General features: G+C 73.6%; 22 protein-coding genes. 13 read left to right on the top strand and 9 right to left on the bottom strand.

The features are described 5' to 3' along the window. Window positions 1–33 precede the first annotated feature (33 nt). The 3 genes from MY520_RS17760 to MY520_RS17750 are packed head-to-tail and all read left to right on the top strand — an operon-like array spanning window position 34 to window position 3,291. Window positions 34–1,932 (top strand): ABC transporter ATP-binding protein, encoded by a 1,899-nt coding sequence (locus tag MY520_RS17760; protein WP_436693887.1) that lies wholly within the window; start codon window positions 34–36, stop codon window positions 1,930–1,932. Window positions 1,933–1,978: 46 nt separating this feature from the next. After that, window positions 1,979–2,443, top strand: coding sequence for an SgcJ/EcaC family oxidoreductase (locus MY520_RS17755; RefSeq protein ID WP_436693886.1), 465 nt, complete (start codon window positions 1,979–1,981; stop codon window positions 2,441–2,443). Continuing rightward, window positions 2,440–3,291: a sulfurtransferase gene (locus MY520_RS17750; RefSeq protein WP_436693885.1), complete on the top strand. Its 852-nt coding sequence runs from the start codon at window positions 2,440–2,442 to the stop codon at window positions 3,289–3,291. The genes MY520_RS17755 and MY520_RS17750 overlap by 4 nt, the downstream gene beginning before the upstream one ends. Window positions 3,292–3,303: 12 nt before the next feature. On the opposite strand, the gene MY520_RS17745 is transcribed toward MY520_RS17750, so the two are convergent. The 4 genes from MY520_RS17745 to MY520_RS17730 all read right to left on the bottom strand — a co-directional run bounded on the left by MY520_RS17745 (window position 3,304) and on the right by MY520_RS17730 (window position 8,739). After that, window positions 3,304–4,920, bottom strand: a complete 1,617-nt coding sequence (locus tag MY520_RS17745; protein WP_436693884.1) for a multicopper oxidase family protein — start codon at window positions 4,918–4,920, stop codon at window positions 3,304–3,306. Window positions 4,921–5,196: 276 nt separating this feature from the next. Continuing rightward, window positions 5,197–6,825, bottom strand: coding sequence for a multicopper oxidase family protein (locus tag MY520_RS17740; RefSeq protein ID WP_436693883.1), 1,629 nt, complete (start codon window positions 6,823–6,825; stop codon window positions 5,197–5,199). Between the two features lie 85 nt (window positions 6,826–6,910). After that, window positions 6,911–7,675: a hypothetical protein gene (locus MY520_RS17735; RefSeq protein WP_436693882.1), complete on the bottom strand. Its 765-nt coding sequence runs from the start codon at window positions 7,673–7,675 to the stop codon at window positions 6,911–6,913. A 56-nt stretch (window positions 7,676–7,731) separates the two neighbouring features. Then, window positions 7,732–8,739 carry a hypothetical protein gene (locus MY520_RS17730; RefSeq protein WP_436693881.1) on the bottom strand — a complete coding sequence of 336 codons (1,008 nt, stop codon included), beginning with the start codon at window positions 8,737–8,739 and terminating at the stop codon, window positions 7,732–7,734. Window positions 8,740–8,841: 102 nt separating this feature from the next. Between MY520_RS17730 and MY520_RS17725 the strand changes: the two genes are divergently transcribed. Beyond that, window positions 8,842–9,480, top strand: coding sequence for a TetR/AcrR family transcriptional regulator (locus MY520_RS17725; protein ID WP_436693880.1), 639 nt, complete (start codon window positions 8,842–8,844; stop codon window positions 9,478–9,480). On the opposite strand, the gene MY520_RS17720 is transcribed toward MY520_RS17725, so the two are convergent. From MY520_RS17720 to MY520_RS17710, 3 genes are read right to left on the bottom strand one after another with little or no spacing between them, the layout of a single operon-like run. Further along, window positions 9,450–10,163 carry a sirohydrochlorin chelatase gene (locus MY520_RS17720; RefSeq protein ID WP_436693879.1) on the bottom strand — a complete coding sequence of 238 codons (714 nt, stop codon included), beginning with the start codon at window positions 10,161–10,163 and terminating at the stop codon, window positions 9,450–9,452. The two genes, MY520_RS17725 and MY520_RS17720, sit on opposite strands and share 31 nt — an antisense overlap. Next, window positions 10,160–10,921: an SDR family oxidoreductase gene (locus tag MY520_RS17715; protein WP_436693878.1), complete on the bottom strand. Its 762-nt coding sequence runs from the start codon at window positions 10,919–10,921 to the stop codon at window positions 10,160–10,162. Before MY520_RS17715 ends, MY520_RS17720 begins: the two co-directional genes overlap by 4 nt. Beyond that, entirely contained in the window at window positions 10,921–13,749 is a 2,829-nt protein-coding gene (locus MY520_RS17710; protein ID WP_436693877.1) for an aconitate hydratase, read from the bottom strand. The genes MY520_RS17715 and MY520_RS17710 overlap by 1 nt, the downstream gene beginning before the upstream one ends. A gap of 132 nt (window positions 13,750–13,881) precedes the next feature. Between MY520_RS17710 and MY520_RS17705 the strand changes: the two genes are divergently transcribed. From MY520_RS17705 to MY520_RS17680, 6 genes are all read left to right on the top strand, one after another. Next, complete coding sequence (locus MY520_RS17705) at window positions 13,882–14,643, top strand: SIR2 family NAD-dependent protein deacylase (protein WP_436693876.1); 762 nt, start codon at window positions 13,882–13,884, stop codon at window positions 14,641–14,643. A gap of 91 nt (window positions 14,644–14,734) precedes the next feature. Next, the gene (locus MY520_RS17700; RefSeq protein WP_436693875.1) at window positions 14,735–16,270 is read left to right on the top strand and encodes a long-chain-fatty-acid--CoA ligase; all 1,536 of its coding nucleotides are present in this window, start codon (window positions 14,735–14,737) and stop codon (window positions 16,268–16,270) included. 157 nt (window positions 16,271–16,427) lie between these two features. Next, complete coding sequence (locus MY520_RS17695) at window positions 16,428–17,822, top strand: C40 family peptidase (protein WP_436693874.1); 1,395 nt, start codon at window positions 16,428–16,430, stop codon at window positions 17,820–17,822. A gap of 285 nt (window positions 17,823–18,107) precedes the next feature. Next, a complete protein-coding gene (locus MY520_RS17690; protein WP_436693873.1) occupies window positions 18,108–19,367 on the top strand; it encodes an AAA family ATPase in 1,260 nt (419 codons plus the stop codon). Window positions 19,368–19,495: 128 nt separating this feature from the next. Further along, window positions 19,496–20,377: a DUF58 domain-containing protein gene (locus MY520_RS17685; RefSeq protein WP_436693872.1), complete on the top strand. Its 882-nt coding sequence runs from the start codon at window positions 19,496–19,498 to the stop codon at window positions 20,375–20,377. Beyond that, entirely contained in the window at window positions 20,374–21,330 is a 957-nt protein-coding gene (locus tag MY520_RS17680) for a VWA domain-containing protein (protein ID WP_436693871.1), read from the top strand. The genes MY520_RS17685 and MY520_RS17680 overlap by 4 nt, the downstream gene beginning before the upstream one ends. Window positions 21,331–21,476: 146 nt before the next feature. On the opposite strand, the gene MY520_RS17675 is transcribed toward MY520_RS17680, so the two are convergent. Further along, complete coding sequence (locus MY520_RS17675) at window positions 21,477–22,448, bottom strand: quinone oxidoreductase family protein (RefSeq protein WP_436693870.1); 972 nt, start codon at window positions 22,446–22,448, stop codon at window positions 21,477–21,479. 192 nt (window positions 22,449–22,640) lie between these two features. On the opposite strand from MY520_RS17675, the gene MY520_RS17670 reads away from it, so the two are divergent. The 3 genes from MY520_RS17670 (at window position 22,641) to MY520_RS17660 (ending at window position 25,377) form a co-directional block, all read left to right on the top strand. Further along, the gene (locus MY520_RS17670) at window positions 22,641–23,789 is read left to right on the top strand and encodes a TRAFAC clade GTPase domain-containing protein (RefSeq protein WP_436693869.1); all 1,149 of its coding nucleotides are present in this window, start codon (window positions 22,641–22,643) and stop codon (window positions 23,787–23,789) included. Then, window positions 23,786–24,148 (top strand): hypothetical protein, encoded by a 363-nt coding sequence (locus tag MY520_RS17665; RefSeq protein WP_436693868.1) that lies wholly within the window; start codon window positions 23,786–23,788, stop codon window positions 24,146–24,148. Before MY520_RS17670 ends, MY520_RS17665 begins: the two co-directional genes overlap by 4 nt. 350 nt (window positions 24,149–24,498) lie before the next feature. Next, window positions 24,499–25,377, top strand: coding sequence for an alpha/beta fold hydrolase (locus MY520_RS17660; RefSeq protein ID WP_436693867.1), 879 nt, complete (start codon window positions 24,499–24,501; stop codon window positions 25,375–25,377). A gap of 79 nt (window positions 25,378–25,456) precedes the next feature. Here MY520_RS17660 and MY520_RS17655 read toward each other — a convergent pair whose 3' ends face one another. Then, window positions 25,457–26,251 carry a phosphotransferase gene (locus tag MY520_RS17655; protein ID WP_436693866.1) on the bottom strand — a complete coding sequence of 265 codons (795 nt, stop codon included), beginning with the start codon at window positions 26,249–26,251 and terminating at the stop codon, window positions 25,457–25,459. Window positions 26,252–26,264: the final 13 nt, after the last annotated feature.

Genomic DNA, 26,264 nt, shown 5'->3' with positions numbered 1-26,264 from the left:
GGTGGTGTTGGCCCGACGACGGATGGAGGTGACGTGGACGTGCACGGTTCGATGACCTCCATGGCGACGATGCGGTCGTTCCGCCGCGACCCGTCGGTCGCCGCACGGGAGCTGCCCCCGGGCACGGTGCGCCGCATCCTCGGGGTGGCCCGGCCCTACCAGCGCGACCTCACCTGGTTCGTGCTGCTGGTGGTCGGTTCGTCGCTCATCGGCGTGCTCACGCCGCTGCTGGCCGGGCAGATCATCAACCGGATCGCGGGCCTGGAGGGCACGGCCGGCGACATCGTCCGCATCGCGCTGCTCATCGCCGGGCTGGCCGTCGTCGACGCCGGCATCTCCCTGGCCACCCGCTGGTTCTCCGCCCGCATCGGCGAGGGCGTCATCTACGACCTGCGCAGCAAGGTGTTCGAGCACGTCCAGCGGATGCCCGTCGCCTTCTTCACCCGCACCCAGACCGGCGCGCTGGTGAGCCGGCTGAACAACGACGTCATCGGTGCCCAGCAGGCGTTCACCTCGACCCTGTCGGGGGTGCTCTCCAACGCCATCGGCCTGGTGCTCACCGCCGGGGTCATGTTCAGCCTGTCGTGGCAGATCACCGCGCTGTCGCTCGTGCTCGTCCCCGTCTTCGTGCTGCCCGCGCGCCGCATCGGCCGGCGCCTGCAGGAGATCACCCGGGAGTCCTACGGGCTCAACGCGTCGATGAACGCCTCGATGACCGAGCGGTTCAACGTCGCCGGCGCGTTGCTGGTGAAGCTGTTCGGCCGGCCCCACGCCGAGGCGGAGGCCTTCCGCGGCCGGGCGGCCCGGGTGCGCGACATCGGCGTCCTGTCGGCCATGTACGGGCGCACCTTCTTCACCGCGCTCACCCTGGTCGCCGCCCTGGCCACCGCGCTGGTCTACGGCATGGGCGGCTGGCTGGCCTTCACCGGCTCGCTGAGCCCCGGCGACGTCGTCGCGCTGGCCCTGCTGCTGTCCCGGCTGTACGGGCCGCTGACCGCGCTGGCGAACGTCCGGGTCGACGTCATGAGCGCGATGGTGAGCTTCGACCGCGTCTTCGAGGTGCTCGACCTGGAGCCGATGATCCGCGAGGAGCCCGACGCCGTGCCGCTGCCGGCCGACGACCGGTCCATCGAGTTCGAGCACGTGTCGTTCAGCTACCCGTCGGCGGCCGAGGTGTCGCTGCCGTCGCTGGAGGACGTGTCGCTGCCCGAGCACGGCGGGCCGACGGCGGTGCTGCACGACGTCTCCTTCCGCGTCGAGCCGGGGCAGCTGGTCGCGCTGGTCGGGCACTCCGGCGCGGGCAAGTCGACGATCGCCAACCTGGTTCCCCGGCTGTTCGACGCGACCAGCGGGACCGTCCGGGTGGGCGGGCTCGACGTCCGGTCGGCCACCCTGGCCTCGCTCCGCGACGCGATCGGGGTGGTGAGCCAGGACGCGCACCTGTTCCACGACACGATCCGCGCCAACCTGCTCTACGCCCGGCCCGAGGCCTCCGAGGAGGAGCTGTGGGCGGCGCTGACCGGCGCGCGGATCGGCGGGCTGATCCGGTCCCTGCCCGACGCCCTGGACACGGTCGTCGGTGACCGCGGCTACCGGCTCTCCGGCGGGGAGAAGCAGCGGCTGGCGATCGCCCGCGTGCTGCTCAAGGCGCCCGGCATCGTGATCCTCGACGAGGCGACCGCGCACCTGGACAGCGAGTCGGAGGTGGCGGTGCAGCACGCGCTGGACACCGCGCTCACCGGCCGGACGTCGCTGGTGATCGCGCACCGGCTGTCCACGATCCGCAGCGCCGACCAGATCCTCGTCGTCGACGACGGTCGCATCGTGGAGTCGGGCACGCACGGTGAGTTGCTGGCGCTCGGTGGACGCTACGCCGACCTCTACCGGACCCAGTTCGCCGTCGGCGAGGGGCGGACGGTCGGCGCAGCCTGACCACTACCGTCACTCCTGTCGCAGTACCGCACAGAGGAGACAGCGCGTGACGTCAGCGCACCCCGCCGAAACACAGATCTGCGCGCTCTACGCCTCCTTCCTCGACGGCTGGAACCGGCGCAGCGGCGCAGCGGTCGCAGCCGGCTTCGCCGACGACGGCGACATCATCGGCTTCGACGGCAGCCACCACCGCGGCCGGCTGTCGATCGCCGCCGACCTCCGCCAGGTGTTCGGCAGCCACCAGACCCCGTCCTACGTCGGCGTCGTCCGGTCGGTCCGGCCGGTCGCGCCCGGCGTGGCCGCGCTGCTCGCGCACGCCGGGATGATCCCGGCCGGCGCGAGCGACTTCGACCCGGACCTGCACACGGTGCACACGATGGTCGCCGTGGACCAGGGGGGCGGCCGCTGGCGGATCTCGCTGTTCCAGTCGACGCCGGCCGCCTGGCACCAGCACCCGGAGGCCCGTGAGGCGCTGACCCAGGAGCTGCGCGGGTTGCTGGCCCCCCAGTGACCCCGGCGACCGGCGTCCCCGTGCTGGTCACCGCCGAGGAGCTGCGGGCCCGCCGCAGCCGGACGGTGCTGCTCGACGTCCGCTGGGCGCTGGGCGACCCGCACGGCCGCGAGCACCACTCCACCGGCCACCTGCCGGGGGCGGTCTTCGTCGACCTCGAGACCGAGCTCAGCGACCCGCCGTCCCCGTCGGCCGGGCGGCACCCGCTGCCCTCGCTGCAGCGGCTGCAGTCGGCCGCGCGGCGGTGGGGCATCCACGACGGCGACCCGGTCGTCGCCTACGACGACACCGGCGGGCTGGCCGCGGCGCGGGCCTGGTGGTTGCTGCGCTGGGGCGGGCTCCGCGACGTCCGGTTGCTCGACGGCGGCCTGGCCGCGTGGGTCCGCGCGGGCGGGTCACTGCAGCGCGGGGCGGTGACCCCCGAGCCGGGCGACGTGACGCTGACCGGCGGTGGCCTCCCGGTGCTGTCGATCGAGGAGGCGGCGGCCCTGCCCGGGGCGGGCGGCGTGCTCCTCGACGCGCGGGCGGCGGAGCGCTACCGCGGCGAGATCGAGCCGGTAGACCCGCGCGCCGGCCACGTGCCCGGCGCGGTCAGCGCACCGACGACGGAGAACCTCGCCGCGAACGGCAGCTTCCTGCCCGCCGACGTCCTGGCCGCGCGCTTCGCCGGGCTGGGCGCCACCCGCGGCCGGCCCGTGGCCACGTACTGCGGCTCCGGTGTCGCCGCCGCGCACGAGGTCGCGGCGCTGGCGGTGGCGGGCGTCGAGGCGGCGCTGTGGCCGGGGTCGTGGTCCGAGTGGGCCGCCGACCCCGGCCGGCCGGCGGCCACCGGCGCCGACCCCGGCTGAGCCGGGCCCGCGTCAGAGCTCCGACACCGGGCGGGGCGGCGCCGCCGTGATCGGGTTCGGTCCGACGTCGTTGCCGTCGACGACCCAGAACTGGTGCATCATGTCGTGGTCCTCGTGGACGGTGTTGTGGCAGTGGATCATGTACCGGCCGGTGTGCGGACCGAAGCGCGCCACGATCCGGATCTTCTCGTTCTCCCCGAGGTAGACCACGTCCTTCGGTCCGTTCTCGTACACCTGCACCCGCCCGCGGCCGTCGGTGCGGCTGATGATCCGGAAGTCGACGAGGTGCAGGTGGATGGGGTGGAACCACCCGCCGGAGTCGTTGATGAGATCCCACACCTCGACGGTGTTGCGCTGCGGACGGGCGATCGCGTTCTCGAAGTTGGAGTCCTCGACGTCCTCCCAGGTGAGACCGTTGATCGTCCACTCGCCGCCCTGGCGCTCGAACCGCAGCGTCCTGCGCGCCACGGCGTTGCGCGGGTCGAGCGCGAGCACACCCTGGGGATCCACCCGCGGCCAGCCCGCGAGGTCCAGGGGGGCGTCGCTCCCGCCGGGGTCGGTGCCGACCCGGAAGGCCATCACCCGGTCGGTGAAGTCGAAGTCGATCGTGTTGTCGACGCGGTTGTTGCGCAGCTCGACCCGCTGGCCTGCGAAGCGGGAGAAGTCGATGAGGACGTCGTAGCGCTCGGCCATGCCGAGCCGCAGCCGCTGCACGTCGACCGGCTGGCTGACCAACCCGCCGTCGGTGCCGACGACCGTCATCGGCAGCCCGCCGGTCAGCTGGAGGTCGTAGCCCCGGGACATGGAGGCGTCCAGGATCCGGAACCGGTACCGCCGGGGCAGGACGGGGACCTCCGGCCACGGCACGCCGTTGACCAGGATCACGTCGCCCATGAGGCTGGACTCGCTGTTGTCGTCGAAGAGGAGGTCGCCGTTGGACTTGAAGGCGGCGTCGCTGATGATCAGCGGCAGGTCGAACTCGTCGTCCACGGGCAGCCCGAACGTCGGCTCGCCCTCGGCCGGCAGCAGGTGGTACTGCGACGCGAGGCCCGTGTAGACGTTCTCCGCCGTGAAGTGCCACGCGTGGTCGTGGTACCAGAGGGTCCGCGCGTCCTCGTTGTTGTCGTACTGGTAGTCCTTGAAGAACCCCGGCCGGGTGAGGTCGTTCGCGTAGCCGTCGAACTGCGGCAGCGACGGCGATCCGTGCAGGTGCGTCGACGTCGAGAACTCGTGACCGAAGAGCGGGTGGCGGGCAGGCAGGCGGTTGATCTGCCGCATGGTGAGGAGTTGGTTGCGCCGGACTTTGAGCGTGGGCCCGGGGAAGGTGCCCACCATCCCCGGTTGGCGGTACACCCACAGCCGCGTCGAGGGTGCCGGACGCGGCAGGACCTGCAGCCGCGTCTGCGCCTGTTCGAGGGTCACCGACGCCCGGCCGGGTGTCGCCCCGACCCGGATGATCGGCGGCTGCGGGTAGTCGGTCTGCGGCACGTAGGGGCGCGGCATGAGCCTCTCGTCCAGCTCTGACAACCGTTTTCCCGAGAGGGAGACGGTGTAGGGGAGGGCGAGGGCCGCGCTGCCCACGAGCCCCAGCTTGAGCACGTCGCGGCGGTTGAACGTGTGGTCGGTCATGACGGTCTGCTCCCGGTTCGTGCTCCCCGAACGGCGTGGACTCCCCGTGCACGGAAGCCTCACCCGGATCCGGAACAGGTCCGAGCCGTTGCTGGGGGATCCGGTCACCCCCGCATCGGGTGGAGTCGAAGGACCCGGTGCGCGGGGACCGTCGGACGGCACGGGGCCACCACCCCTCCGACCTGCGGAAGCGCTGCGCCCACGAGGCGAACGACCTCAGGCGGGCGGCTGACCGGGGACGCGTACGCCCGCCGGCGCCGCGGCGGATCGTCGGTCTCAGACGAGCGGCGGGATCGGCGGGGCCGGCAGGTTCCGGGGCGGATCGGCCAGGATCGGGTCCGGCCCGGCGCCCTGACCGCCGACCCAGAACTGGGTCATCATGTCGTGGTCCTCGTGCGTGACGTTGTGGCAGTGCATCATGTAGCGCCCGGCCCGGCGGACCTCCGGTACACCGGGCGGCGTGACGAGCGAGCCGAACTCGGCGATGATGCGCACCACGTTGCCCTCGCCGACGTAGACGGTGTCCTTCGGCCCCTGCTCCTGCGGTCGGGGCGGCCGGCCGTTGCGGTCGAGGACCTTGAAGTCGACGAGGTGCACGTGGATCGGGTGGAACCACCCGCCGGAGGTGTTCTCGAGCTCCCAGATCTCGACGTCCCCGACCCGGGGTTCGGCGATCGTCTTGCGGAACTCCGACCGGATGACGTCGTCCCACGTCTGGCCGTCGACGACCCACTCGCTGCCCTGCCGCTCGAACCGGATCCGGCGGGTCTTCACGGCCTGCTCCGGCCTGAGAGCCATGACCGGTGACAGCGGTGCCAGCGTCGCGGGCAGGACGTTGTTGGTCGCGTCGCCCACGGTCTGGCCGACCTGGAAGGCCATGACCTTGTCGGTGTCGTCGTAGTCGATCGTGTTGTCGGGCTCGATGTTGCGCAGCTCGATCCGCTGGCCCCGGTACGGCGCGAAGTCGATGACGAGGTCGTACCGCTCCGCCATGCCGACCAGGAGCTCGTTGACCGGGATGGGCCGCTGGACCAGCCCGCCGTCGGTCCCGATGACGTTCAGCGGGGCGTTGTTGGAGAGCCGGAACCGGAAACTGCGGGCGTTGGTCGCGACGAGCAGCCGGAACCGGTACTTGCGCGGTTCGACCGGCATCAGCGGCCACGGGACGCCGTTGACCAGGACGACGTCGCCCATGTGTCCCGAGTCGCTGCGGTTGTCGAACAGGAGCTCGCCGGTCGCGGTGAACGCGACGTCGCTGACGATCAGCGGGACGTCGTACGTGCCGCGGGGCAGCCCGAGCCGGTTCTCCGCGGGGTCGAGCACGTGGTACTGCGCCGCCAGGCCCATGTACACGTTCTCGGAGGTGTGGCCCACGCAGTGGTCGTGGTACCAGAGGGTGCGGCCGGGCTCGAGGTTGTCGTAGAAGTAGTCCTTGAACTGGCCCGGCAGCGAGATGTCGTTGGCATACCCGTCGTACTGCGGCAGGGACGGCGCCCCGTGCAGGTGGGTCGACGTCCAGGGGATGTAGTCGAGGGTGGGGTGCTTGGCCGGCAGTCTGTTGATCTGCCGGACGACGATCGGGTTCAGCCGCTGCGCCCGGATGGTGGGCCCCGGGACCGTGCCGTTGTAGGCGAACAGCGTCGTCTTGATCCCCGGCAGGATCTCCCGCCTGACCTGGCTCTGCGTGATCTCGTAGACGTCCCGGCCGCCGTCCCTCCCGACCGGCTGCAGGACCGGCGGCCTGCGGAACGCGAGGGTGTAAGGCCGGGGGATCCTGTTCTCCGCCAGCTCGGACACGCGATTGGCGGCCAGCGGGCCCGGCAGGAACGGGATGGTCAGGGCTGCGGCCCCCAGCGCGCCGACCTTCAGGGCGTCGCGGCGAGTGACCTCTGGTCTCGGGTCCATGAGCGTGCCTCCGGTGTCGTGCCCCCGTCCACGACCACGGTCCCTTCGCTCTTCCCCCCTCCCCAGCCGCAGCGGGGGGAGGGGGTCACCCCCGCAACGGGGGGTGCGTCGCCCGGTCGGGGGACGCACCCCGGTCCGGGGACGACCCCGGCACCCGGCGCAGCACGCCGGTGACCGCCACCCCGTGGCCCAGCGCCCCGTCCTCCCGGCGGTGCAGACCCAGCTCGACGATCCGGCCGTCACTCGGGTCCTCGGGGCGGTCGTCCCCGGCGGCGCCGAGCAGCCGGGCCAGCGCGTCGACGGTCGGCTGCCACAGCCCCGGCCAGTTGCACCCGGGCGGGACCGCGTAGGACAGCTGCAGGGAGACCGGCCCGGCGGCCAGCGGCGCCTGCCCGGCCAGCTGCTCGCGCACCTGCGCGGTGAACTCGGCGGACCCGACGGAGGTCGTCGCGCGGGCGACGAAGGTGCGGTCGCCGGACGGCGGCGGCACGGGCTCGGCGGCCGCGGCGCGCAGCGAGGAGTCCTCGCCCGGCGCCTTGGTCGCCCAGACACTGGCGACGTCCCACCCGGCGTGCGAGCCGAGCCACTCGACCAGCGGGGTCACGTAGCGGCACAGCGCGTACTGGTCGAGCAGCCGGACGTCGTCGGGCAGCCCGACGTCCAGGCGCAGCGCCAGGGGCCCGGGTCCGCCGGGTGCCGGCCCCAGCACCCGCTCGGCGTGGGTGAGGAAGGCCCGGGCGTGCACCTGGTCGGGGTGGCCGGTGGACATCCATCCGGCCAGCCGCGGAGCGATCCCGAGCGGGGAACCGGCCCCCTCCGGGCGGGCGAAGAAGACGGCGTCGCTGCCCATGCGACGAGCGTCGTCCGCCGGGCCCGGTCGGACAACCGGACCCGGCGGAGCGGGGGTCAGGCCGCCACGGCGGCGGGGGCGGGGGCGGACGGAGCCGGCGGACGGCGGCGCGCCACCGCCGCTCCGATCGCGCACAGGACCAGCCCCGCGACGACCCAGGCGGTGAGCACGAGGACCGGCGTCCCGCCGCCGGCCCCGTCGAACCAGGAGACCGACCGCAGCAGCGATCCGGTCGCCCCGGGCGGCAGCAGCTGGCCCAGCGTGCCCCAGCCGGAGGGCAGCAGCTCCGGCGCCGTCGCGATGCCCGACAGCGGGTTTCCCAGCAGCACCACGGTGGCGGCGCCGACGGCGAACCCCGGCGTCCCGGCGAGCGACTCCAGGCCGAGCAGGACCAGTGCGGTGGCCGCGATGCCGAGGGCGACGACCCCGGTCACGGTCCACCAGCCGCCGCCCAGCGAGCCGAGCCAGCTGCCGAGGACGGTGGCGGTCACCATCCCGCCGACCACCGCCATGCCCAGCGCCGCGGCGATGCGCTGCCGGACGCGGGGGAGCAGCCGGGAGGTCAGCGCGGCGGTGATGATGCCGCCGATCGCCAGGGGCAGCGCCCCGGCGGCCAGGCCGGCGCCGCGTGGATCGGACTCCGGGGCGGGGACGACGTCCTCCACCGGGACCGGTGTGCCGGTCGCGGCCCCCAGACCGGCGGCGATCTGCGTCAGCGACTGGGCCACCACCGGGCTCCCCGCGGACGCGACCAGCACGCGGGGCGGTGCGCCCGGGGCGACGACCACCGCGCCGTAGACCTCCCGGTCCCGGATCGCGGCCAGCGCCGCCGCCTCGTCAGGCACGGACCGGACCTCGAGCGCGCCGGGCCGCTCGCCGGCGAGGGCCTGCGTGAGGGAGGCGGTGGCGGCGGCCGGTCCGGCGACGGCGACGGGCAGGTCCCGCGGCGCCGACCGCACGGCGGGCCAGGCGAAGGCGGTGAGCAGGACGGCGATCAGCACCGCGAAGAGGACGAGCAGCCCGGGGACGACTCGGGCCGCTGAGCGGGTGGGGGTGGCAGACATGAGGCGCTCCACGTCAAAACGAATGACCGTTCTCTTGCGGTCGCCAGCGTCCTCCGCCGCGTGGGGTGCGTCAAGAACGAACGTCCGATTTAAGATTCGGGCATGCCCCGGGTCTCCGAAGAGCACCTGACCGCGCGCCGCGAGCAGATCCTCGACGCCGCCGTCGTCCGGTTCGCCGAGAACGGCTTCCAGGCCACCGGGATGGCCGAGGTGATCGCCGAGTCCGGCCTGTCCGCGGGCGCGGTGTACCGCTACTTCGCCAGCAAGGACGACCTGATCCGCGCCATCGTCGACCGCGTCATGGGGCAGGCGGTCGCCCACTTCGACCGGTGGCTGGCCGCCGCCGACGACCCGGATCCCGCCGAGGCGGTCGCGGCGGCGGTCGATCTCGTCGCGTCGGTCGCCGGGCGGGGGCCGGTCGACGTCACGCGGGTCGCCGTCCAGGCGTGGGCGGAGGCGCTGCGCAACCCGGCGGTGCGCGAGGTCGCCCGCGGCGCGTACGGCGGGATCCGCGGCCGGCTGCACGAGGTGGCGGTGCGGGCCCAGCGGGCCGGGCGGCTGCCGGCCGACGCCGACCTGCACCACGTGTCGGCGGCGATGTTCGCCCTCGTGCTCGGCTTCCTGGTGCAGCGGCTGCTGCTCGGCGACGTCGCCGCGCCCGGCTACGCCGACGCCGTGCGGGTGCTGTTCGCCGGGCCGGCCGGCGGCGGTCAGGCGGCGGGGGAGACGACCGCGTCGTAGCGGTCCAGCAGCACGGCCGCGATCCGGTCGTCGGGCAGCAGGGGCGCGGTGACGACGTCGGCGCCGGCCCCGGCGAGCTTGTCGTGGAAGTGCCCGGGGGCCAGCAGGTAGGCGGCGAGCACCACCCGCGCGGCTCCGGCCCGCCGGGCGGCGGCGACCGCCTCGGGCACCGGCGGGCGGGCCGCCGAGCCGTAGCCGGTGGTCACCGGCCCCGCCCACCGACGCTGCAGCAGGGCGGCGGTGTCCGAGACGTCGGCGACCGACCGCGGGTCACTGGACCCGGCGGCGGCGAGCACCACGGCGGTTCCGGGGTCGGTGGGGTCGGCGCCGGCGGCGAGCAGCCGGTCGTGCAGGACGGCGACCAGCCGCGGGTCGGGTCCGAGCGGGCGGGCGGCCCGCGCGGTGTCGGCGGCCGCCACGGCGCGGGCGATGTCGACGTGCACGTGGTAACCGCCCGACAGGAGGAGCGGGACGACGACCGCGGTCCGGTCCCCGGCGGCCAGCCCGGCGACGACGTCGGCCACGGTCGGCGGCTGGACGTCGACGAAGGCCGCCGTCGTCACCAGGCCCGGGCGCAGCCGGCGGGCGGCGAGGGCCAGCTCGGCGACCAGCCGGCGGCCGGTGGGGTTGCGGGTGCCGTGCGCGCAGGCGACCAGCACCGGTGCGGTGTGGCCGGGCTTCACGGCGTCCGGAGCCGCCCGCCGTCGACGGCGACCATGGTGCCCGTGACGTAGGAGGCGGCCGGGGAGAGGAGGAAGGCGGCCACCCGGCCGAACTCCTCCGGCCGCCCGTAGCGCCGCAGCGGGATCGTCGCCTCGGTCGCGCGGCGGGCGGCGTCGGGGTCGGCCTTCCGGGAGTCGATCTGCACGGTCCGGTCGGTGGCGGTCGCGCCCGGCATGAGGCCGACGACCCGGATGCCGCGGGGGCCCAGCTGGTCGGACAGGTCCTTGGCCATCATCGCGATGCCCGGCCGCAGCCCGTTGGAGACGGCCAGGCCCTCCAGCGGCTGGCGCACCGAGGTGGAGAGGACCAGGCCGATCGCCGCGCCCTCGCCGAGGTGCGGGACCAGCGCCTTCACCAGCCGGATCGGGCCCAGCAGCAGGCGTTCGACGCCGTCCCGCCAGTGCTCCTCCGCGGTGTCCAGGACCGTGCCGGGGGCCGGTCCGCCGACCGACAGCAGCGCGCCGTCGAGGCGGCCCAGCCGGTCCAGCGCCGTCTCGACCAGCCGGTCGGCAGCATCGGGGTCGCCGAGGTCGGCCGCCTCGCCGAACGCGGCCGGCGCCCCGCCGAGCTCCGCGGCGGCCGCGGCGACGGCGCCGGCGTCCCGGGCGCTGACCAGCACCCGGGCGCCGTCGTCGACCAGGGGCCGGGCGGTCGCGAACCCCAGCCCCCGGCTCGCGCCGGTGAGCAGGTAGCCGCGACCGCCGAGCCCCAGGTCCATCAGGCGGCGGAGCCCCGCAGCGAGCGCAGGACGTACTGCATGATCCCGCCGTTGCGGTAGTAGTTCGCCTCGCCGGGGGTGTCGATCCGGACGCGGGCGTCGAACTCTACGTCGCCTGCCTTCACCTTCACCGTGCGCGGGACGTCGCCGTCGTTGAGCGCGGTGATCCCGGTGATCGTGAACTCCTCGTCGCCGGTCAGGCCGAGCGACTCGCGGTTCTGGCCCTCGGGGAACTGCAGCGGCAGCACGCCCATGCCGATGAGGTTGGAGCGGTGGATCCGCTCGTAGCTCTCGGCGATGACCGCCTTCACCCCGAGCAGCGCCGTCCCCTTGGCCGCCCAGTCGCGCGACGAGCCGGAGCCGTACTCCTTGCCGGCCAGCACCACCAGCGGGATGCCGGCGTCGATGTAGGCGCGCGAGGCCTCGTAGATCGACGTCGTCTCGCCGGTGAGGTGGTTCTTGGTGACGCCACCCTCGGTGCCGGGGACCAGCTGGTTGCGCAGCCGGATGTTGGCGAACGTGCCGCGGATCATCACCTCGTGGTTCCCGCGCCGGGACCCGTAGGAGTTGAAGTCGCGCCGGTCCACACCGTGCTCGCGCAGGTACTGCCCCGCGGGGCTGTCGGCCTTGATCGAGCCGGCCGGCGAGATGTGGTCGGTGGTCACCGAGTCGCCGAGGACCGCGAGGGTGCGGGCACCGGTGATGTCCTCGACCGGCGAGGGCTCGGCCGGCATGCCGTCGAAGTACGGGGGCTTGCGGACGTAGGTGCTCTGCGGGTCCCAGTCGAAGGTGTTCCCGGTCGGCGTGGGCAGGTTCTGCCACTGCTCGGTGCCGGCGAAGACGTCCTCGTAGCTGCGGCCGAACTGCTCGGCCGAGACGGCGTGGTCGATGACCCGCTGGACGTCCTGCGGGGAGGGCCAGATGTCGCGCAGGAAGACGTCGTTGCCGTCGGGGTCCTGGCCGAGCGGGTCGTTGTTCAGGTCGACGTCCATCGAGCCGGCCAGCGCGTAGGCGATCACCAGCGGCGGGCTGGCCAGGTAGTTCATCTTGACGTCCGGGTTGATCCGGCCCTCGAAGTTGCGGTTGCCCGAGAGCACGGACACCACGGCGAGGTCGGCCTCGTTGACCGCGGCCGACACCGGCTCCGGCAGCGGGCCGGAGTTGCCGATGCAGGTGGTGCAGCCGTAGCCGACCAGGTAGAAGCCCAGCTTCTCCAGGTACGGGGTGAGCTCGGCCTTCTCGTAGTAGTCCATGACGACCTTGGACCCGGGGGCCAGCGTCGTCTTCACCCACGGCTTGGAGGTCAGGCCCCGCTCGACGGCGTTCTTCGCCAGCATCGCGGCGCCGATCATGACCTGCGGGTTGGACGTGTTCGTGCAGGAGGTGATCGCGGCGATCACGACGTGGCCGTGGTCGATCTCGGTCTCCGTGCCGTCCTCCATGACCACGCGGGTCGGCTTGGAGGCCCGGTTCCCGTCCACCGGGCCGTGGGAGGCGCCGTGCGGCTTGCCGGAGTCGCCGTTGCCGTGGGCGAAGGGGCTGGCCGGGTCGGAGGCCGGGAAGGTCTCCTCGACCGCCTCGTCGACGCTGGAACTCGCGTTCGCGGCGTCGTCGGGGTCGCTGTCGCCGTTCGGCGCGTAGGTCGGCAGCGCCTCCCGGAACGACGCCTTGGCGTCGGTGATCGCGACGCGGTCCTGCGGGCGCTTCGGGCCGGCGATCGACGGCACGACGGTGGCGAGGTCGAGTTCGAGGTACTCGGAGAAGGCCGGCTCGCGCGAGGCGTCGTGCCAGAGGCCCTGCTCCTTGGCGTAGGCCTCGACCAGCGCCACCTGCTCCGCGCTGCGGCCGGTGAGCTGCAGGTAGGTGATGGTCTCCTCGTCGATGGGGAACATCGCCGCGGTGGAGCCGAACTCCGGGCTCATGTTGCCGATCGTGGCGCGGTTGGCCAGCGGCACCGCCGAGACGCCCTCGCCGTAGAACTCGACGAACTTCCCGACCACGCCGTGCTGCCGCAGCATCTCGGTGATGGTGAGGACCAGGTCGGTCGCGGTGGCGCCGTCGGGCAGCTGCCCGGAGAGCTTGAAGCCCACGACCCGCGGGATCAGCATCGACACCGGCTGGCCGAGCATCGCGGCCTCGGCCTCGATGCCGCCGACGCCCCAGCCCAGCACGCCCAGGCCGTTGACCATCGTGGTGTGGGAGTCGGTGCCCACGCAGGTGTCGGGGTAGGCGATGACCCTGTCGCCCTCCTGACGCGGGAAGACCACGCGGGCCAGGTGCTCGATGTTGACCTGGTGCACGATGCCGGTGCCCGGCGGGACCACCTTGAAGTCGCTGAAGGCGCCCTGGCCCCAGCGCAGGAACTGGTAGCGCTCGCCGTTGCGCTCGTACTCGATCTCGACGTTGCGCTCGAAGGACTCCGGGGTGCCGAAGACGTCGGCGATGACGGAGTGGTCGATGACCAGCTCGGCCGGGGCGAGCGGGTTGATCTTCTGCGGGTCGCCGCCGAGCTCCGCCATGGCCTCGCGCATCGTGGCGAGGTCGACGATGCAGGGGACACCGGTGAAGTCCTGCATGACCACGCGGGCCGGGGTGAACTGGATCTCCTGGTCCGGCTCGGCGTTCGGGTCCCAGTTCGCCAGCGCGCGGATGTGGTCGGCGGTGATGTCCGCGCCGTCCTCGGTGCGCAGCAGGTTCTCGAGGAGGACCTTCAGGCTGAAGGGCAGCTTCTCGGAGCCCTCCACCGCGTCGAGCCGGTAGATGTCGTAGTCGGTGCCGTCGACGGTGAGCGTCGACCGTGCCCCGAAGCTGTCCTTGCTGGCTGCCACTGCTCTGCGCCTACCCCTCGCTGGTCGATCGCGCTGATTGCCACCCCCGATCATCCCAGCCGCACCCCGGACCTGCGCAGGTGAGGCGACCCTTGCCTGCCCGGAGGCCGCGCCGGCCATACCGTGGACGGCGTGACGACCGGTGCCGTGCCCGACCCGCTGCCCGGCTGGCTGACCGCGGCGCAGCGGGTCACCGTGCTCACCGGCGCCGGCATCTCCACCGACAGCGGCATCCCCGACTACCGCGGACCCGACGGGCTGTGGACTCGGGACCCGGACGCCGAGAAGCTGGTCACGCTGTCCTACTACGTGGCCGACCCCGGGATCCGCCGCCGGGCCTGGCAGATGCGCCGCGACCTGCAGGTGGCCGACGTCCACCCGAACGCCGGGCACGCCGCGCTGGTGGAGCTGGAGCGGCAGGGCCGGCTGCGCGCCCTGGTCACCCAGAACGTCGACGGGCTGCACCGGGCCGCGGGCTCCTCACCGGAGCTGGTGCACGAGCTGCACGGCACGGTGCACGCGGTCGAGTGCCTCGGCTGCGGCGACCGGACGACGATGGCCGAGGCCATGGCCCGCATCGACGCCGGCGACCCCGACCCCGCCTGCCGGCTCTGCGGCGGCATCCTCAAGTCCGCGACGATCAGCTTCGGGCAGCTGCTGGACCCCGCGGTCGTCGCGGCGGCCGCGGCGGCCGCCACCGACTGCGACGTCTTCCTCGCCGTCGGCACCTCGCTCACCGTCCACCCGGCCGCCGGGCTCACCGACCTCGCGGCCGGCGCCGGCGCGCGGGTCGTCGTCGTCAACGCGGAACCCACTCCCTACGACGGGCTGGCCGACCTCGTCGTCCGGGAGCCGATCGGCACGGCGCTGCCGCGGCTGGTTGGCCCTGCCTGACCGGCCCGGCGCCCGCTAGCGTGACGGGGACCACGTCGAGCGGCTGACCGGCGCCGGAGCGCCCGGCGGCCCCAGAACCCGGGAGCCGGACATGCGTGTGCCCCTGACCACCCGAGACTTCCTGGACCGCGCCGAACTCGTGTACGGCGACCGGGTCGGCATCGTCGACGAGCCGAACCAGCCCGCGCCGTCGGCCGGGGACGTGACCTACCGCGAGGTCGCGCGTCGGGGGCGGGCCCTGCAGGCCGGGCTGGACGCGCTGGGCGTCGGGCAGGGCGAGCGGGTCGCGGTCGTCAGCCACAACGCCGCGCGGCTGCTGGAGTGCCTGCTCGCGGTGCCGTCGTCCGGACGCGTCGTCGTCCCGGTCAACTTCCGGCTCAGCCCGGAGGAGGTCAGCTACATCGTCGGCCACAGCGGTGCGCGGGTGCTGCTGGTCGACCCGGAGCTGGAGACGACGCTCAAGGGGGTGGACGCCGAGCACCGGTTCACGACCGGGGAGGAGTACGAGCAGCTGCTCCGGTTCGACACCGAGCCGGCGCCCTGGACGGAGCCCGACGAGGACGCCACCGCCACGATCAACTACACCAGCGGGACGACGGCCCGGCCCAAGGGCGTCCAGATGACCCACCGCAACATCTGGGTCAACGCGGTCACCTTCGCCATGCACATGCAGGTCAGCGACCGCGACGTCTACCTGCACACGCTGCCGATGTTCCACTGCAACGGCTGGGGCCTGCCGTACTCGATGGCCGGTCTCGGCGCCCGCCAGGTGGTGCTGCGCAAGGTGGACGGCGCCGAGATCCTGCGGCGGGTCGACCGGCACGGGATCACGGTCATGGCCGGCGCCCCGGCGGTGTGGAACGCCGTCCTCGACGCCGCCGGCGACTGGGACGGCGAGATCCCCGGCCGGGACCGGGTCCGCATCATCGTCGCCGGCGCCCCGCCGCCGTCGCGCACCATCGCCCGCGTCGAGGCCGAGCTGGGCTGGGAGTTCAACCAGATCTACGGCCTCACCGAGACCGCGCCGCTGCTCACCATCAACCGCCCGCGCGCCGAGTTCGACGACCTCGAGCCGGAGGAGCGGGCCAAGAAGCTGTCGCGGGCCGGCGTCCCGGCACTGGGCACCCGGCTCACGGTCAGCGACTCCGGCGAGGTGCTGGCCCAGGGCAACACCGTCCTGGCCGGCTACTGGGAGAACCCGGACGCGTCGGCGGAGGCCCTGGAGGGCGGCTGGTTCCACACCGGGGACGGCGGCTCGATCGACGACGGCGGCTACGTCACGATCTCCGACCGCAAGAAGGACGTGATCATCACCGGCGGCGAGAACGTCTCCTCGATCGAGGTGGAGGACGCCGTCTTCAGCCACCCGGCCGTCGCGGAGGTCGCGGTCATCGGGATCCCCGACGACAAGTGGGGCGAGATGGTCACCGCGCTGGTGGTCGTCGCCGAGGGGCAGCAGGTCACGCCCGAGGAGATCATCGCCCACTGCCGGCAGCGGATCGCCGGGTACAAGATCCCCAAGCGGGTGGAGTTCCGCGAGGCCATCCCGCGGACCGCCACCGGCAAGATCCAGAAGTTCAAGCTGCGCGAGGCCTTCTGGTCGACCGCGGAGCGCCAGGTCCATTAGCAGGACCCCTCACCCGCAGGGGTGAGGACCCCCTCCGCCGCGGTCCCGATCCAGTCGATCCCCCCACCAGGAAGCGCCCTCCGGGGCGCTGTCGGTGTCGGGTCGCGCGGCGACGTCCCCCTCGGACGTCGCCGCGCCCCGGAGAGGGGTCGGTCCAGTGGTCAGCGGTGCACGGAGGAAGCGGTCCACCCAGCGCGGCCGATGGGCCCTGCGCGGGGCCGGGGCGGCGGTGGCCGGCCTGCTGCTGGCGGGCCTCGCCCCCGGCACCGCGGTCGCCGCGCCTGGCGACAGCGGGGTGGCGCAGGCCCAGGCGGCGCGCGACGCCGCCGCGGCCCAGGTCGGTGCGCTGAGCGCGCAGCTGGCGGCCGCCCAGGCCTCGGCCGATTCGGCGCACCAGGCCGCGCAGATCGCGCTCCAGGAGTACGAGCTCCGCCGCGCCGCCCAGGAGGCGGCGCGGGCCACCGCGGACGCGGCCGCCGCCGCGGCCCAGCGGGCCGCCGCGGAGGTGGACCGCGGCCGCGCCGAGGTGGCCGCCTTTGCGCGGTCGAGCTACATGCGGGGCAGCACGTCGCCGGGCGCCGCGGCGCTGATGAGCGCCAGCGGCCCCAGCCAGCTGGTGCAGCGGGCCGCGCTGCTGGAGGCCGTCGGCACCCACCGCGTCGACGTCGTCGCCCAGCTCACCGTCCTCGAGGAGCAGGCCACCGCCGCCGAGGCGACGGCCCAGGTCGCGGTGCAGCAGGCCGTGGCGGCCGAGACCGAGGCCGCCGACACGCTCGAGGTCGCGCAGCAGCAGGAGGTCGCCGCCCGCGCCCAGGCCGAGACGCTCGTCGAGCAGCAGGAGGTCTGGGAGGCCGAGCTCGCCGAGGCCCAGGAGACCCTCTCCGGCGCCCAGGGCGAGCAGGCCGCGGCCCGGGCCGCCGAGGCGGCCGCGGCAGCGCAGGCCGCCCGGCCCCGCACGACGACGAGCTCGGGCGGGTCGGCCAGCGGCGGCTCGTCGAGCGGTTCGTCGTCCGGGAGCGCGTCGTCGGGTGGGTCGTCGTCCGGCTCGTCGTCCGGGAGCTCGTCCACCGGCGGCTCCTCCACCGGGGGCTCGTCCTCCGGCGGTGGCGGCAGCACCACGGCCGGCGGCCCGACCATGTCCGCCGTGCAGACGGCGATCGCCGCGGCGCGATCGCAGCGCGGGCTGCCCTACAGCTGGGGCGGCGGCGGCAAGAACGGTCCCAGCGGCGGGCTGGACCCCGACCAGGACATCGTCGGCTTCGACTGCTCCGGGCTCACCGAGTACGCCTACTGGAAGGCCGGCATCTCCATCGGCGGGGTCAGCCGCGACCAGTGGTGGAACTTCCGGAACCGCACCGTGGCGCGCGCCGACCTGCAGCCCGGGGACCTGGTGTTCTGGGCGTCGGGCTCGGAGTACACGTCGATCTACCACGTGGCGCTCTACATCGGCGGCGGCGAGGTGATCCAGGCGCCGCAGAGCGGCGACGTCGTCCGGGTCTCGTCGATGTGGTTCGGCGCGAACTACTTCGGCGCCGTCCGGCCGACCGGCTGAAGGCGGGGCCGGGGCGCACAGGAAAGGGCGTCGGGCAGCCACGGGGGGAGCTGCCCGACGCAGTGCCGAGGCTAGCAGTCACCCGCGGCCGCGGGCAGGGGTGCGCACGCGCCGGAAGAACGGCCGTCGGCCCGGCGGAACGCGGGGTGCAGGGTCGCGCCCGGCGGGTGCACGGCGCACGTCCAGGAACCCTCCAGCAACGTGTAGGACACTGGCGGGGGGACGGGGACGCCGCCCCGTCGCCGGCCTCCCGGAGGCCGTGACCCGGCACCATCAGGGAGATCCGTGAGCAGCGCCGCCAGCACGCCCCTCGAGAAGCCCACCGGGGTCCCCGCCGCCGGCCAACCGGTGCCGCCGTCGGTGGACGCGGCCCGCCTGGAGCGGGTGCTGTTCGAGATCAAGCGGGTGATCGTCGGCCAGGACCGGCTGGTCGAGCGGATGCTGGTGTGCCTGCTCGCCCGCGGCCACGTGCTGCTGGAGGGCGTGCCGGGCGTCGCGAAGACCCTCGCGGTCGAGACGCTGGCGACCGTCGTCGGCGGGAAGTTCGCCCGCCTGCAGTTCACTCCCGACCTGGTGCCGGCCGACATCATCGGCACCCGCATCTACAAGGCCGGCCGGGACACCTTCGACACCGAGCTCGGCCCGGTGTTCGCCAACTTCGTCCTCACCGACGAGATCAACCGCGCGCCGGCGAAGGTGCAGTCGGCGCTGCTGGAGGTCATGGCCGAGCGGCAGGTGTCGATCGGCGGGGTCACCCACCCGCTGCCCGACCCCTTCCTCGTGCTCGCCACGCAGAACCCGATCGAGTCGGAGGGTGTCTACCCGCTCCCCGAGGCACAGCGCGACCGGTTCCTCATGAAGGTGCTCGTCGACTACCCGAGCCCGGAGGAGGAGCGGGAGATCATCTACCGGATGGGGTCCACCCCGCCGGTGCCCGAGACGGTCCTCGGCCCCGAGGACCTGGTCCGCATGCAGGGGACGGTCACGCAGGTGTTCGTCCACCACGCGCTGGTCGACTACGTCGTCCGGCTGGTCGTGGCCACCCGCGCCCCGCGCGAGCTGGGCATGGAGGACGTCGCGTCCTGGGTGTCCTACGGCGCCAGCCCGCGCGCCTCGCTGGGGCTGATCGCGGCCAGCCGCGCGCTGGCGCTGGTACGGGGGCGGGACTACGTGCTGCCCCAGGACGTCCTCGACGTCACCGCCGACGTGCTGCGCCACCGGCTGGTGCTCTCCTACGACGCGCTGGCCGACGGCGTGCCGGCCGACCACGTGGTCAAGCGCATCCTGCAGACCGTGCCGCTGCCCCAGGTGACGCCGCGGCAGCGGTCCGGGGGCTTCGGTCCGAACGCGCCCGGCGGGCCGGCCGTGCCGCAGTTCGGCGCCCCGCAGTTCGGCCCGTCCGCGCCGCAGTTCGGCCCGCCGTCGGGGCAGCCCGGGGGCCAGCAGCCCGGCCCCGGCCCGTCCGCGCCGCAGTTCGGCCCGCCCGCGCCCGGCCAGCCCGGGTCGGCCGGCAACGGCTACGCCTCCGGGTCCGCACCGGCGTGATCCTCCGTCGTCGCCCGGCCGCCACGGCAGTACAGGAACCGCCCGGGCCCGCTCCGACCCCCGGCTCCGGGATCGACCCCGGAGCCGGGGACGGCGCGCCCCCGCGGTTCGGCGAGGGGCCGGCCGACGTGCTGCTGCAGCGGCTGGAGCTCACCGTCCGGCGGCGGCTGGACGGCCTGCTGCAGGGCGACCACCTGGGGCTGGTCCCCGGGTCCGGCACCGAGGCCGGCGACTCCCGCACCTACCACCCCGGCGACGACGTCCGGCGGATGGACTGGCCGGTGACCGCGCGCGTCCAGGTGCCGCACGTCCGCGAGACGATCGCCGACCGCGAGCTGGAGACCTGGGCGGTCGTCGACCTGTCGGCGAGCCTGGACTTCGGCACCGCCCTCTGCGAGAAGCGGGACCTCGCGATCGCCGGCCTGGCCGCGGTCAGCCACCTCACCGTGCGCGGGGGCAACCGGCTGGGCGCCGTCGTCACCACGGGGGAGCGGGTCGACCGGTACCCGGCGGCGTCGGGCCGGCTGGCCGCCGACCGGCTGCTGCGCAAGGTGGTCGCCACCCCCCGGGCGGCGGGCGGCCGCCGGGGCGACCTCGCCGAGGCGCTGGAGTCGCTGCGCCGGCCGCCGCGCCGGCGCGGTCTGGTGGTCGTCGTCTCCGACTTCCTGGGCGACAGCGACTGGGAACGGCCGCTGCGCGGTCTGGCCGGGCGGCACGAGCTGCTGGCGATCGAGGTGGTCGACCCGCGCGAGCTGGAGCTGCCCGACGTCGGCCTGCTCACCGTCGTCGACCCGGAGAGCGGCCAGACCCTCGAGGTGCCCACCGGGAACGCCGAGTTCCGCGCCCGCTTCGCCGCTGGGGCCGCCGCCCAGCGCCAGGCGATCGCCGCGACGCTGCGCCGGTCGGGGGCCGGCCACCTGCAACTGCGCACGGACCGCGACTGGCTGATGGACGTCGTCCGGTTCGTCGCCGACCGCCGGCGGGCCGGCAGCGGAGGAGCGTCCCGATGACCTTCCAGGCCCCGCTGTGGCTGCTCGCCCTGCTCGCCGTCGTCGCGCTGGTCGGGCTGTACGTGGTGCTGCAACTGCGCCGCCGGGCCTACGCCGCCCGGTTCACCAACGTCGCGCTGCTCGGCTCGCTGGTGCCCAAGCGGCCCGGGTGGCGCCGGCACCTGGCGTTCGGGGTGGTGGCGCTCGGGCTGGCGGCGCTGGTCGTGTCGCTCGCCGTCCCGAGCACGGAGGTGCGCGTCCCGCGCGAGCGGGCCACGGTGATCATGGCCGTCGACGTGTCGCTGTCGATGCAGGCCACCGACATCGAGCCGAGCCGGTTCGAGGCGATGCAGATGGCGGCCAAGCAGTTCGTCGACGTCCTCCCCGCCCGGATCAACCTGGGGCTGGTCTCCTTCGCCGGCACCGCGACCACCCTGGTGACGCCGACGACCGACCGCGGCCAGGTGCGCAGCGCGATCGACAACCTCGACCTCGCCGAGTCGACCGCGATCGGGGAGGCGGTGTTCACCTCGCTCACCGCGATCGAGAACTACCAGTCGGCCCTCAACGCGACCGACGAGGAGCTGCCGCCGGCCCGCATCGTGCTGCTCTCCGACGGCTACAACACCGTGGGCCGCGACGACACCCAGGCGATCGACGCGGCGGTGGACGCCGGGGTGCCGGTGTCGACCATCGCGTTCGGCACCGACTACGGCACGCTCGACCTCGACGGCGAGCGGGTGCCGGTGCCGGTCGACCGCGCGACGCTCGAGGAGATCGCCGAGGAGACCGGCGGCAGCTACAGCGAGGCCGCCAGCGCCGCGGAGCTCGAGCAGGTGTACGAGGACCTCGGCAGCCAGATCGGGTACACCGTCGAGCCGCGGGACGTCAGCTACTGGTTCGTCCGCGGCGGGGTGCTGCTCGCCCTCGTCGGCGTCGTCCTCAGCCTGCTCTGGACCAACCGCCTGGTGTAGCGGACTCTCCGCGCCGAGAGTCCGTCCTCGCCCCGGACTTTCGGCGCGGAGAGTCCGTCCTCGCCCCGGACTTTCGGCGCGGAAAGTCCGTCCTCGCCGCGGGGCTCCGTCCGTCGGTTTCCGCGGAAGACGACGGGCGGGGCCGCTCAGCGGGAGGGGTCGAGGACGAGCTTGCCGGTGGTGCGGCGGGCGAGCAGGTCCTGGTGCGCCTCGCGGACGGCGGACATCGGATAGCGGCCGCCGGGGACGGGCCGCAGTGCACCGTCGGCGACCAGCGGCAGCAGCTCGGTCATCGCGTCGTCGAGCATGTGCGGTCGGGCCATGCAGTGCGCCAGCCAGAAGCCGATGACCGCCCGGCTGCGGTGCATCAGGGAGCCGGACTGCACCGGGCGGGGCGGGGTGCGGCCGGCCTGCCCGTACGCCACCAGCCGGCCGAAGGGCCCCAGCGCGGACAGCGAGCCGTCGAACACGTGCCCGCCGGTCATCTCCAGGACGACGTCGACCGGCTTGCCACCGTTGGCCTCACGCAGGGCGGCGGTGAACGTCTTCGGGTCGTCGTCGGCCAGGGCGGGGTCGACGCTCGCGTCGGCGCCGAGCTCCTCGGTGAGCGCCCGCTTCTCCGGGCTGGACGCGGTGGCGATCACCCGGCCCGCGCCCCAGCGCCGGGCCAGCTGGATCGCCAGCGATCCGACCCCGCCGGCGCCGGCGATGACGACGACGGTCTCGCCGCCGGCCAGGTGCGCGCTGGTGCGCAGCAGGTGGAACGCGGTCGCCCCCTGGAGGACGACGGCCAGCGCCTGCTCGTCGGTCACCCCGTCGGGCACCGGCCAGGTCAGCCGCGGGTGCGCGGCGACCTTCTGCGCGTAGCCGCCACCGCCGAGCAGCCCGACCACCCGCGGCCCGCCGCCGGCCGCCGTCCCGACGAACTCCGCGCCGGGCACCAGCGGCAGCTCCTGCGGCGCCAGGTAGCTGTTCTCGACCTGGTGGGTGTCGGCGTAGTTGATGCCGGCGGTGGAGACGTCGAACAGCTGCTCGTCCTTGGCAGGGACCGGATCGGGCACGTCGACGACGTCGAGGACCTCGGGACCGCCGAAGCGGGTGATCTGGACAGCGCGCATGACGGTGAGGTTATGGCCTGCCTCACGCGCAGCGTGGCGGGCGGTGTGCTCGGCACGGCAGGCCCCTGTCGTCCTTGAGGAAGGCCGTGGTCGTCCCCCGGCGATCAGCAGCTGATTCCCGAGCTCCCGTCGCTGGGACACGCGGCCAGCCCGTCGGCCGTGACTGTCCGCGAGGGTCCCTACGCTCCGCCCATGCGACTGAGCACAGCGCTGGAGCAGCACATCGCAGTGTTCGGCGAGAGCGGCAGTGGCAAGACCGTCCTGATCTCCTCGTTCTACGGAGCCACGCAGGAGCCTCAGTACCTCCGGAACAGTCTGTTCCACGTCGTGGCGGACGACATCGGGCAAGGTGCTCGGCTGCACAGGAACTACCTCGGCATGAAGAACTCAGCGCGGCTGCCCGAGGCCACCCGCTTCTCCGCGACGTCCTACTCCTTCTCGATCAAGCTGAAGGACGCGTCCGGCGCCAAGGCCATGAGGACCAGGCCGTTCGACGCCCTGCGCCTCGTCTGGCACGACTACCCGGGGGAGTGGTTCGAGCAGGACGTGAGCGGATCAGAGGAAGCCCGGCGCAGGGTCGACACGTTCAGGTCCTTGCTGGGTTCCGATGTCGCTCTCCTGCTCGTGGACGGGCAGCGGTTGGTGGACAACTCCGGGGAGGAGGAGCGGTACCTGAAGTCGTTGCTGGCCAACTTCCGCAACGGGCTGCTGTCCCTCAGGGACGACCTGCTGACGGACGGGAAGCCTCTCGTCGAGTTCCCGCGCATCTGGATCATGGGCCTGTCGAAGTCCGATCTGCTACCTGACCTGGACGTGTTCGCGTTCAGGGACCTTCTCATCGAGAAGGCCTGGGACGACATGGACGAACTGCGCAAGGTGCTCGCCGGCCTGGTGGAAGCCGGGGACGCGCTGTCAGTCGGTGAGGACTTCCTGCTGCTCTCGTCAGCGAAGTTCGACGCAGACAGGATCGAGGTCACCGAGCGCGTTGGTCTGGAGATGATCCTGCCCCTGGCCGCCATGCTGCCCTTCGAGCGCCACGTCCGGTGGGCCCAGGCGAAGCAGATCCCGGGAAAGGTGATCGAGAGTCTGCTGCGCGGCGCCGGACCTCTGGCCGCTGCGCTGGTCGGGAGCAAGAGCAAGCTGCTGGGCCCGGTAGGTCAGCTGCTGAACATCGTCGGTTCCAGCGTGACCGAAGCGGCCGAGCTGACTGGGGACAGGCTCAGAGAGATCAACTCCGAGGCGCTGGCCACACACGACCATCTGCGAGCCACATTGACCCGCTTCGCGATGGACCTGAACAAGGGCGAAGAGGAGCACATCCTCCTCAGGAGCCTGAGATGAGCCTCATCTGGGCCACTCGTGGGCGGACCTGGGGCTTTCGATTCCTCCGTAACGACGCATCCGGGGATCCGCTCCCCGTCTACGACGCCGCCTTCTCGGGTGTCGAGAACACGTCGGAGGCCTGCCGTCGCGTCGCGGAGACGGTGGCGCTGCCCGAGATGGTGGCGCTGCGTTTCCCGGATCCCTTGGGGCGGCAGGACCGGGCCGGCAGAGTGATCCCCCACGACTTCGTGGTCTTCGGTCCCTTGGCCGATGGAATCGATTCGGTCGAGGATGCTCGTCAGCGGATCTGGCCCCTGGTCGCCGACGCATTCGAACGGGTCTGGAAGCTGCCCAAGCCGCCTTCGGCCGACGGATGACCTCAGCGGCATCGTCCATCTCGTCAGCACGTCCACGGCTGCCGGTTGCTCCAGGTCACCGTTCCGAGCGACCGGGCCAGGTCGGCTGTCGCCGCAACTGTCGTCGGCACGCGACCGGACACGTCGACGTCGCCGGACTGGGTGCCCCGATGAGCGCCCGATCAATGGCTGCCCTGCGCCGGAATCGAGCGGGACCCGTCGCCTGATCCCGATGTACCTCTCAGGATTCCGGCGGGTGAGTATCACTACCGCGTCCAGGGCGGTCAGGGAGCCGGCGGCGGTTCGCCGGCCTCTCCCCTCCCGTGTCGGCGGCCGTTGTCGAGTCGGGAGCCCGCGTCCACCATGCGGGAGTGGCTGAGGGCGTGCCCCCGCGGACGGCCCTGACGTTCGTGCTCGCGGACGGCCGGCGCATGTCCTGGGCCGAGTACGGCAGTGCCGATGGTGCGCCACTGGTGGTGCTGCACGGCACGCCCGGCTCGCGGCTGCAGTTCCAGTGGGTGCACGGGCTCGCGGGCGGCGCCGGGATCCGGGTGATCGCGCCTGAGCGACCGGGCTACGGAGCCAGTGACCGCGTGCCTGGGGGCACCACCTTCCCGGGATATGCCGATGACCTGCGGCAGCTGCTCGATCATCTCGAGCTACCGACCGTCACGCTGTGCGGGGTCAGCGGTGGAGGCGGGTTCGCGCTGGCCGCCGCGATCTCGCATCCGGAGCGGTTCGAGCGGCTGATCCTGGTCTCGGCCGGACTCCCGGTCCCGCGCGCCGCGCGGCGGGGAACGGCCCCGCCCGTCCGGCTCCTGCTGCTCCTGGCCCGGTACGCCCCGCGGGTCACGGGGGCACTGCTGGCCGTGCAGCTGTCCGCCGATCCGGACTCGGCCGTGAGCAGGGCAGGGAGGCGCTTCATGCCGGCCTCCGATCGCCGGGTGTTCGATGCCCCCGAGTGGCGCCGGCGGTTCGACGAGGACTTCCGCGAGGCCCTCGAGCAGGGCCCTGGCGCTGCGGTCCGCGACCTCGCCCTCGGCACGGGACCGCTCGGCGTGGATCCGGCGGACCTGACCGTGGAGACCGTGCTGTTGCACGGCACCGAGGACGTCAACGTGCCGGTCGGGATCGCCCGGTGGGTCGCGGCGCAGGTTCCCTCCGCCCGCCTGATCGAGCAACGAGGATCGGGCCACCTGTTCATCCTCGAACGCCCCCGGCTGGTGCTCGAGTGGGTCGGCCGTCCATGACACCCGGTCGGCGCCCGTGGCGGGGTGGGGGTCGACGACGTCGAGGACCGAGCGAGGCCAGGGCGCGGGACGGCGGGGTTCAGCGGAGTGCTGTCCTGAGCCGGTGCTCCTGGGCGAGGTACCACTGGGCGGTCCGCTCGGCCCGCTCCCTGGCCCCGCCGCCCCAGTAGTCGGAGAAGCCGGCGTGGCCGTTGGCGGCCGCGGTGCCGACGATGTCGTAGCACCACTCGTGGTTCTGCCGGATCGCGGCGACGAGGTCCGCCCGGTCGGCGTCGGTGAGGCCGTAGCTGTCGACGAACAGCCGGAGGCGGTCGAGCGCCCGGCCGCGCCTGCTGTCGTCGATGTAGCGGTCCGGCCGCAGTGGCGCCCACAGCCGCACGGCGCAGGCGACGTCCCACACCCGGGAGCCGGGGCTGGCGAGGTCGAAGTCGATGAGTGCGACGGCTCTCCCGTCGCGGAAGACGACGTTGTCCAGGTTGACGTCGTTGTGGCTGACCAGCCCTCCGGTGAAGGCGGCCGGAGGCGTCGGCGGCCACGCGAACGGGGTGGGGTCGAAGGTGCTGACCGCCTGGTGGTAGTCACGGAGCAGGTGAGCCACGCTGACGAGAGCGTCGTCGGTGAGGGCCCACTCGGGGTAGGGCGGCGTGATCGCCGTGCCGGGGACGTAGGAGAGGACCTCCCGCCCCTGGTCGTCCGCGCCGAGGAACCGCGGGGCTCCGTCGAAGCCGACGTCGGCGAGGTGTCGCAGGAGCGCGTGGGTCGCCGGGCCCGTGGGGCGCTGCGGCCGCCGGACGGTGTCCCCGACCAGGACCACCTGCCCGCGGTTGGCCGTGCCTCCCACGAGGACGACCTCGGGCTCGCTCTCCTCGGGCATCCACCCCTCCGCG

It is taken from the genome of Geodermatophilus sp. CPCC 205506 (assembly GCF_051383635.1).
Lineage (GTDB): Bacteria > Actinomycetota > Actinomycetes > Mycobacteriales > Geodermatophilaceae > Geodermatophilus.
This window is presented reverse-complemented; position numbering and strand designations above follow the sequence as displayed.

Excerpts from the sequence above, each read along its gene's own strand:
- MY520_RS17700 (WP_436693875.1), top strand. The coding sequence starts at position 14,735 with ATGCGTGTGCCCCTGACCACCCGAGACTTCCTGGACCGCGCCGAACTC.
- MY520_RS17745 (WP_436693884.1), bottom strand. The coding sequence starts at position 4,920 with ATGACCGACCACACGTTCAACCGCCGCGACGTGCTCAAGCTGGGGCTC.
- MY520_RS17725 (WP_436693880.1), top strand. The coding sequence starts at position 8,842 with ATGCCCCGGGTCTCCGAAGAGCACCTGACCGCGCGCCGCGAGCAGATC.
- MY520_RS17680 (WP_436693871.1), top strand. The coding sequence starts at position 20,374 with ATGACCTTCCAGGCCCCGCTGTGGCTGCTCGCCCTGCTCGCCGTCGTC.
- MY520_RS17665 (WP_436693868.1), top strand. The coding sequence starts at position 23,786 with ATGAGCCTCATCTGGGCCACTCGTGGGCGGACCTGGGGCTTTCGATTC.
- MY520_RS17655 (WP_436693866.1), bottom strand. The coding sequence starts at position 26,251 with ATGCCCGAGGAGAGCGAGCCCGAGGTCGTCCTCGTGGGAGGCACGGCC.
- MY520_RS17670 (WP_436693869.1), top strand. The coding sequence starts at position 22,641 with ATGCGACTGAGCACAGCGCTGGAGCAGCACATCGCAGTGTTCGGCGAG.
- MY520_RS17730 (WP_436693881.1), bottom strand. The coding sequence starts at position 8,739 with ATGTCTGCCACCCCCACCCGCTCAGCGGCCCGAGTCGTCCCCGGGCTG.
- MY520_RS17735 (WP_436693882.1), bottom strand. The coding sequence starts at position 7,675 with ATGGGCAGCGACGCCGTCTTCTTCGCCCGCCCGGAGGGGGCCGGTTCC.
- MY520_RS17715 (WP_436693878.1), bottom strand. The coding sequence starts at position 10,921 with ATGGACCTGGGGCTCGGCGGTCGCGGCTACCTGCTCACCGGCGCGAGC.
- MY520_RS17740 (WP_436693883.1), bottom strand. The coding sequence starts at position 6,825 with ATGGACCCGAGACCAGAGGTCACTCGCCGCGACGCCCTGAAGGTCGGC.
- MY520_RS17675 (WP_436693870.1), bottom strand. The coding sequence starts at position 22,448 with ATGCGCGCTGTCCAGATCACCCGCTTCGGCGGTCCCGAGGTCCTCGAC.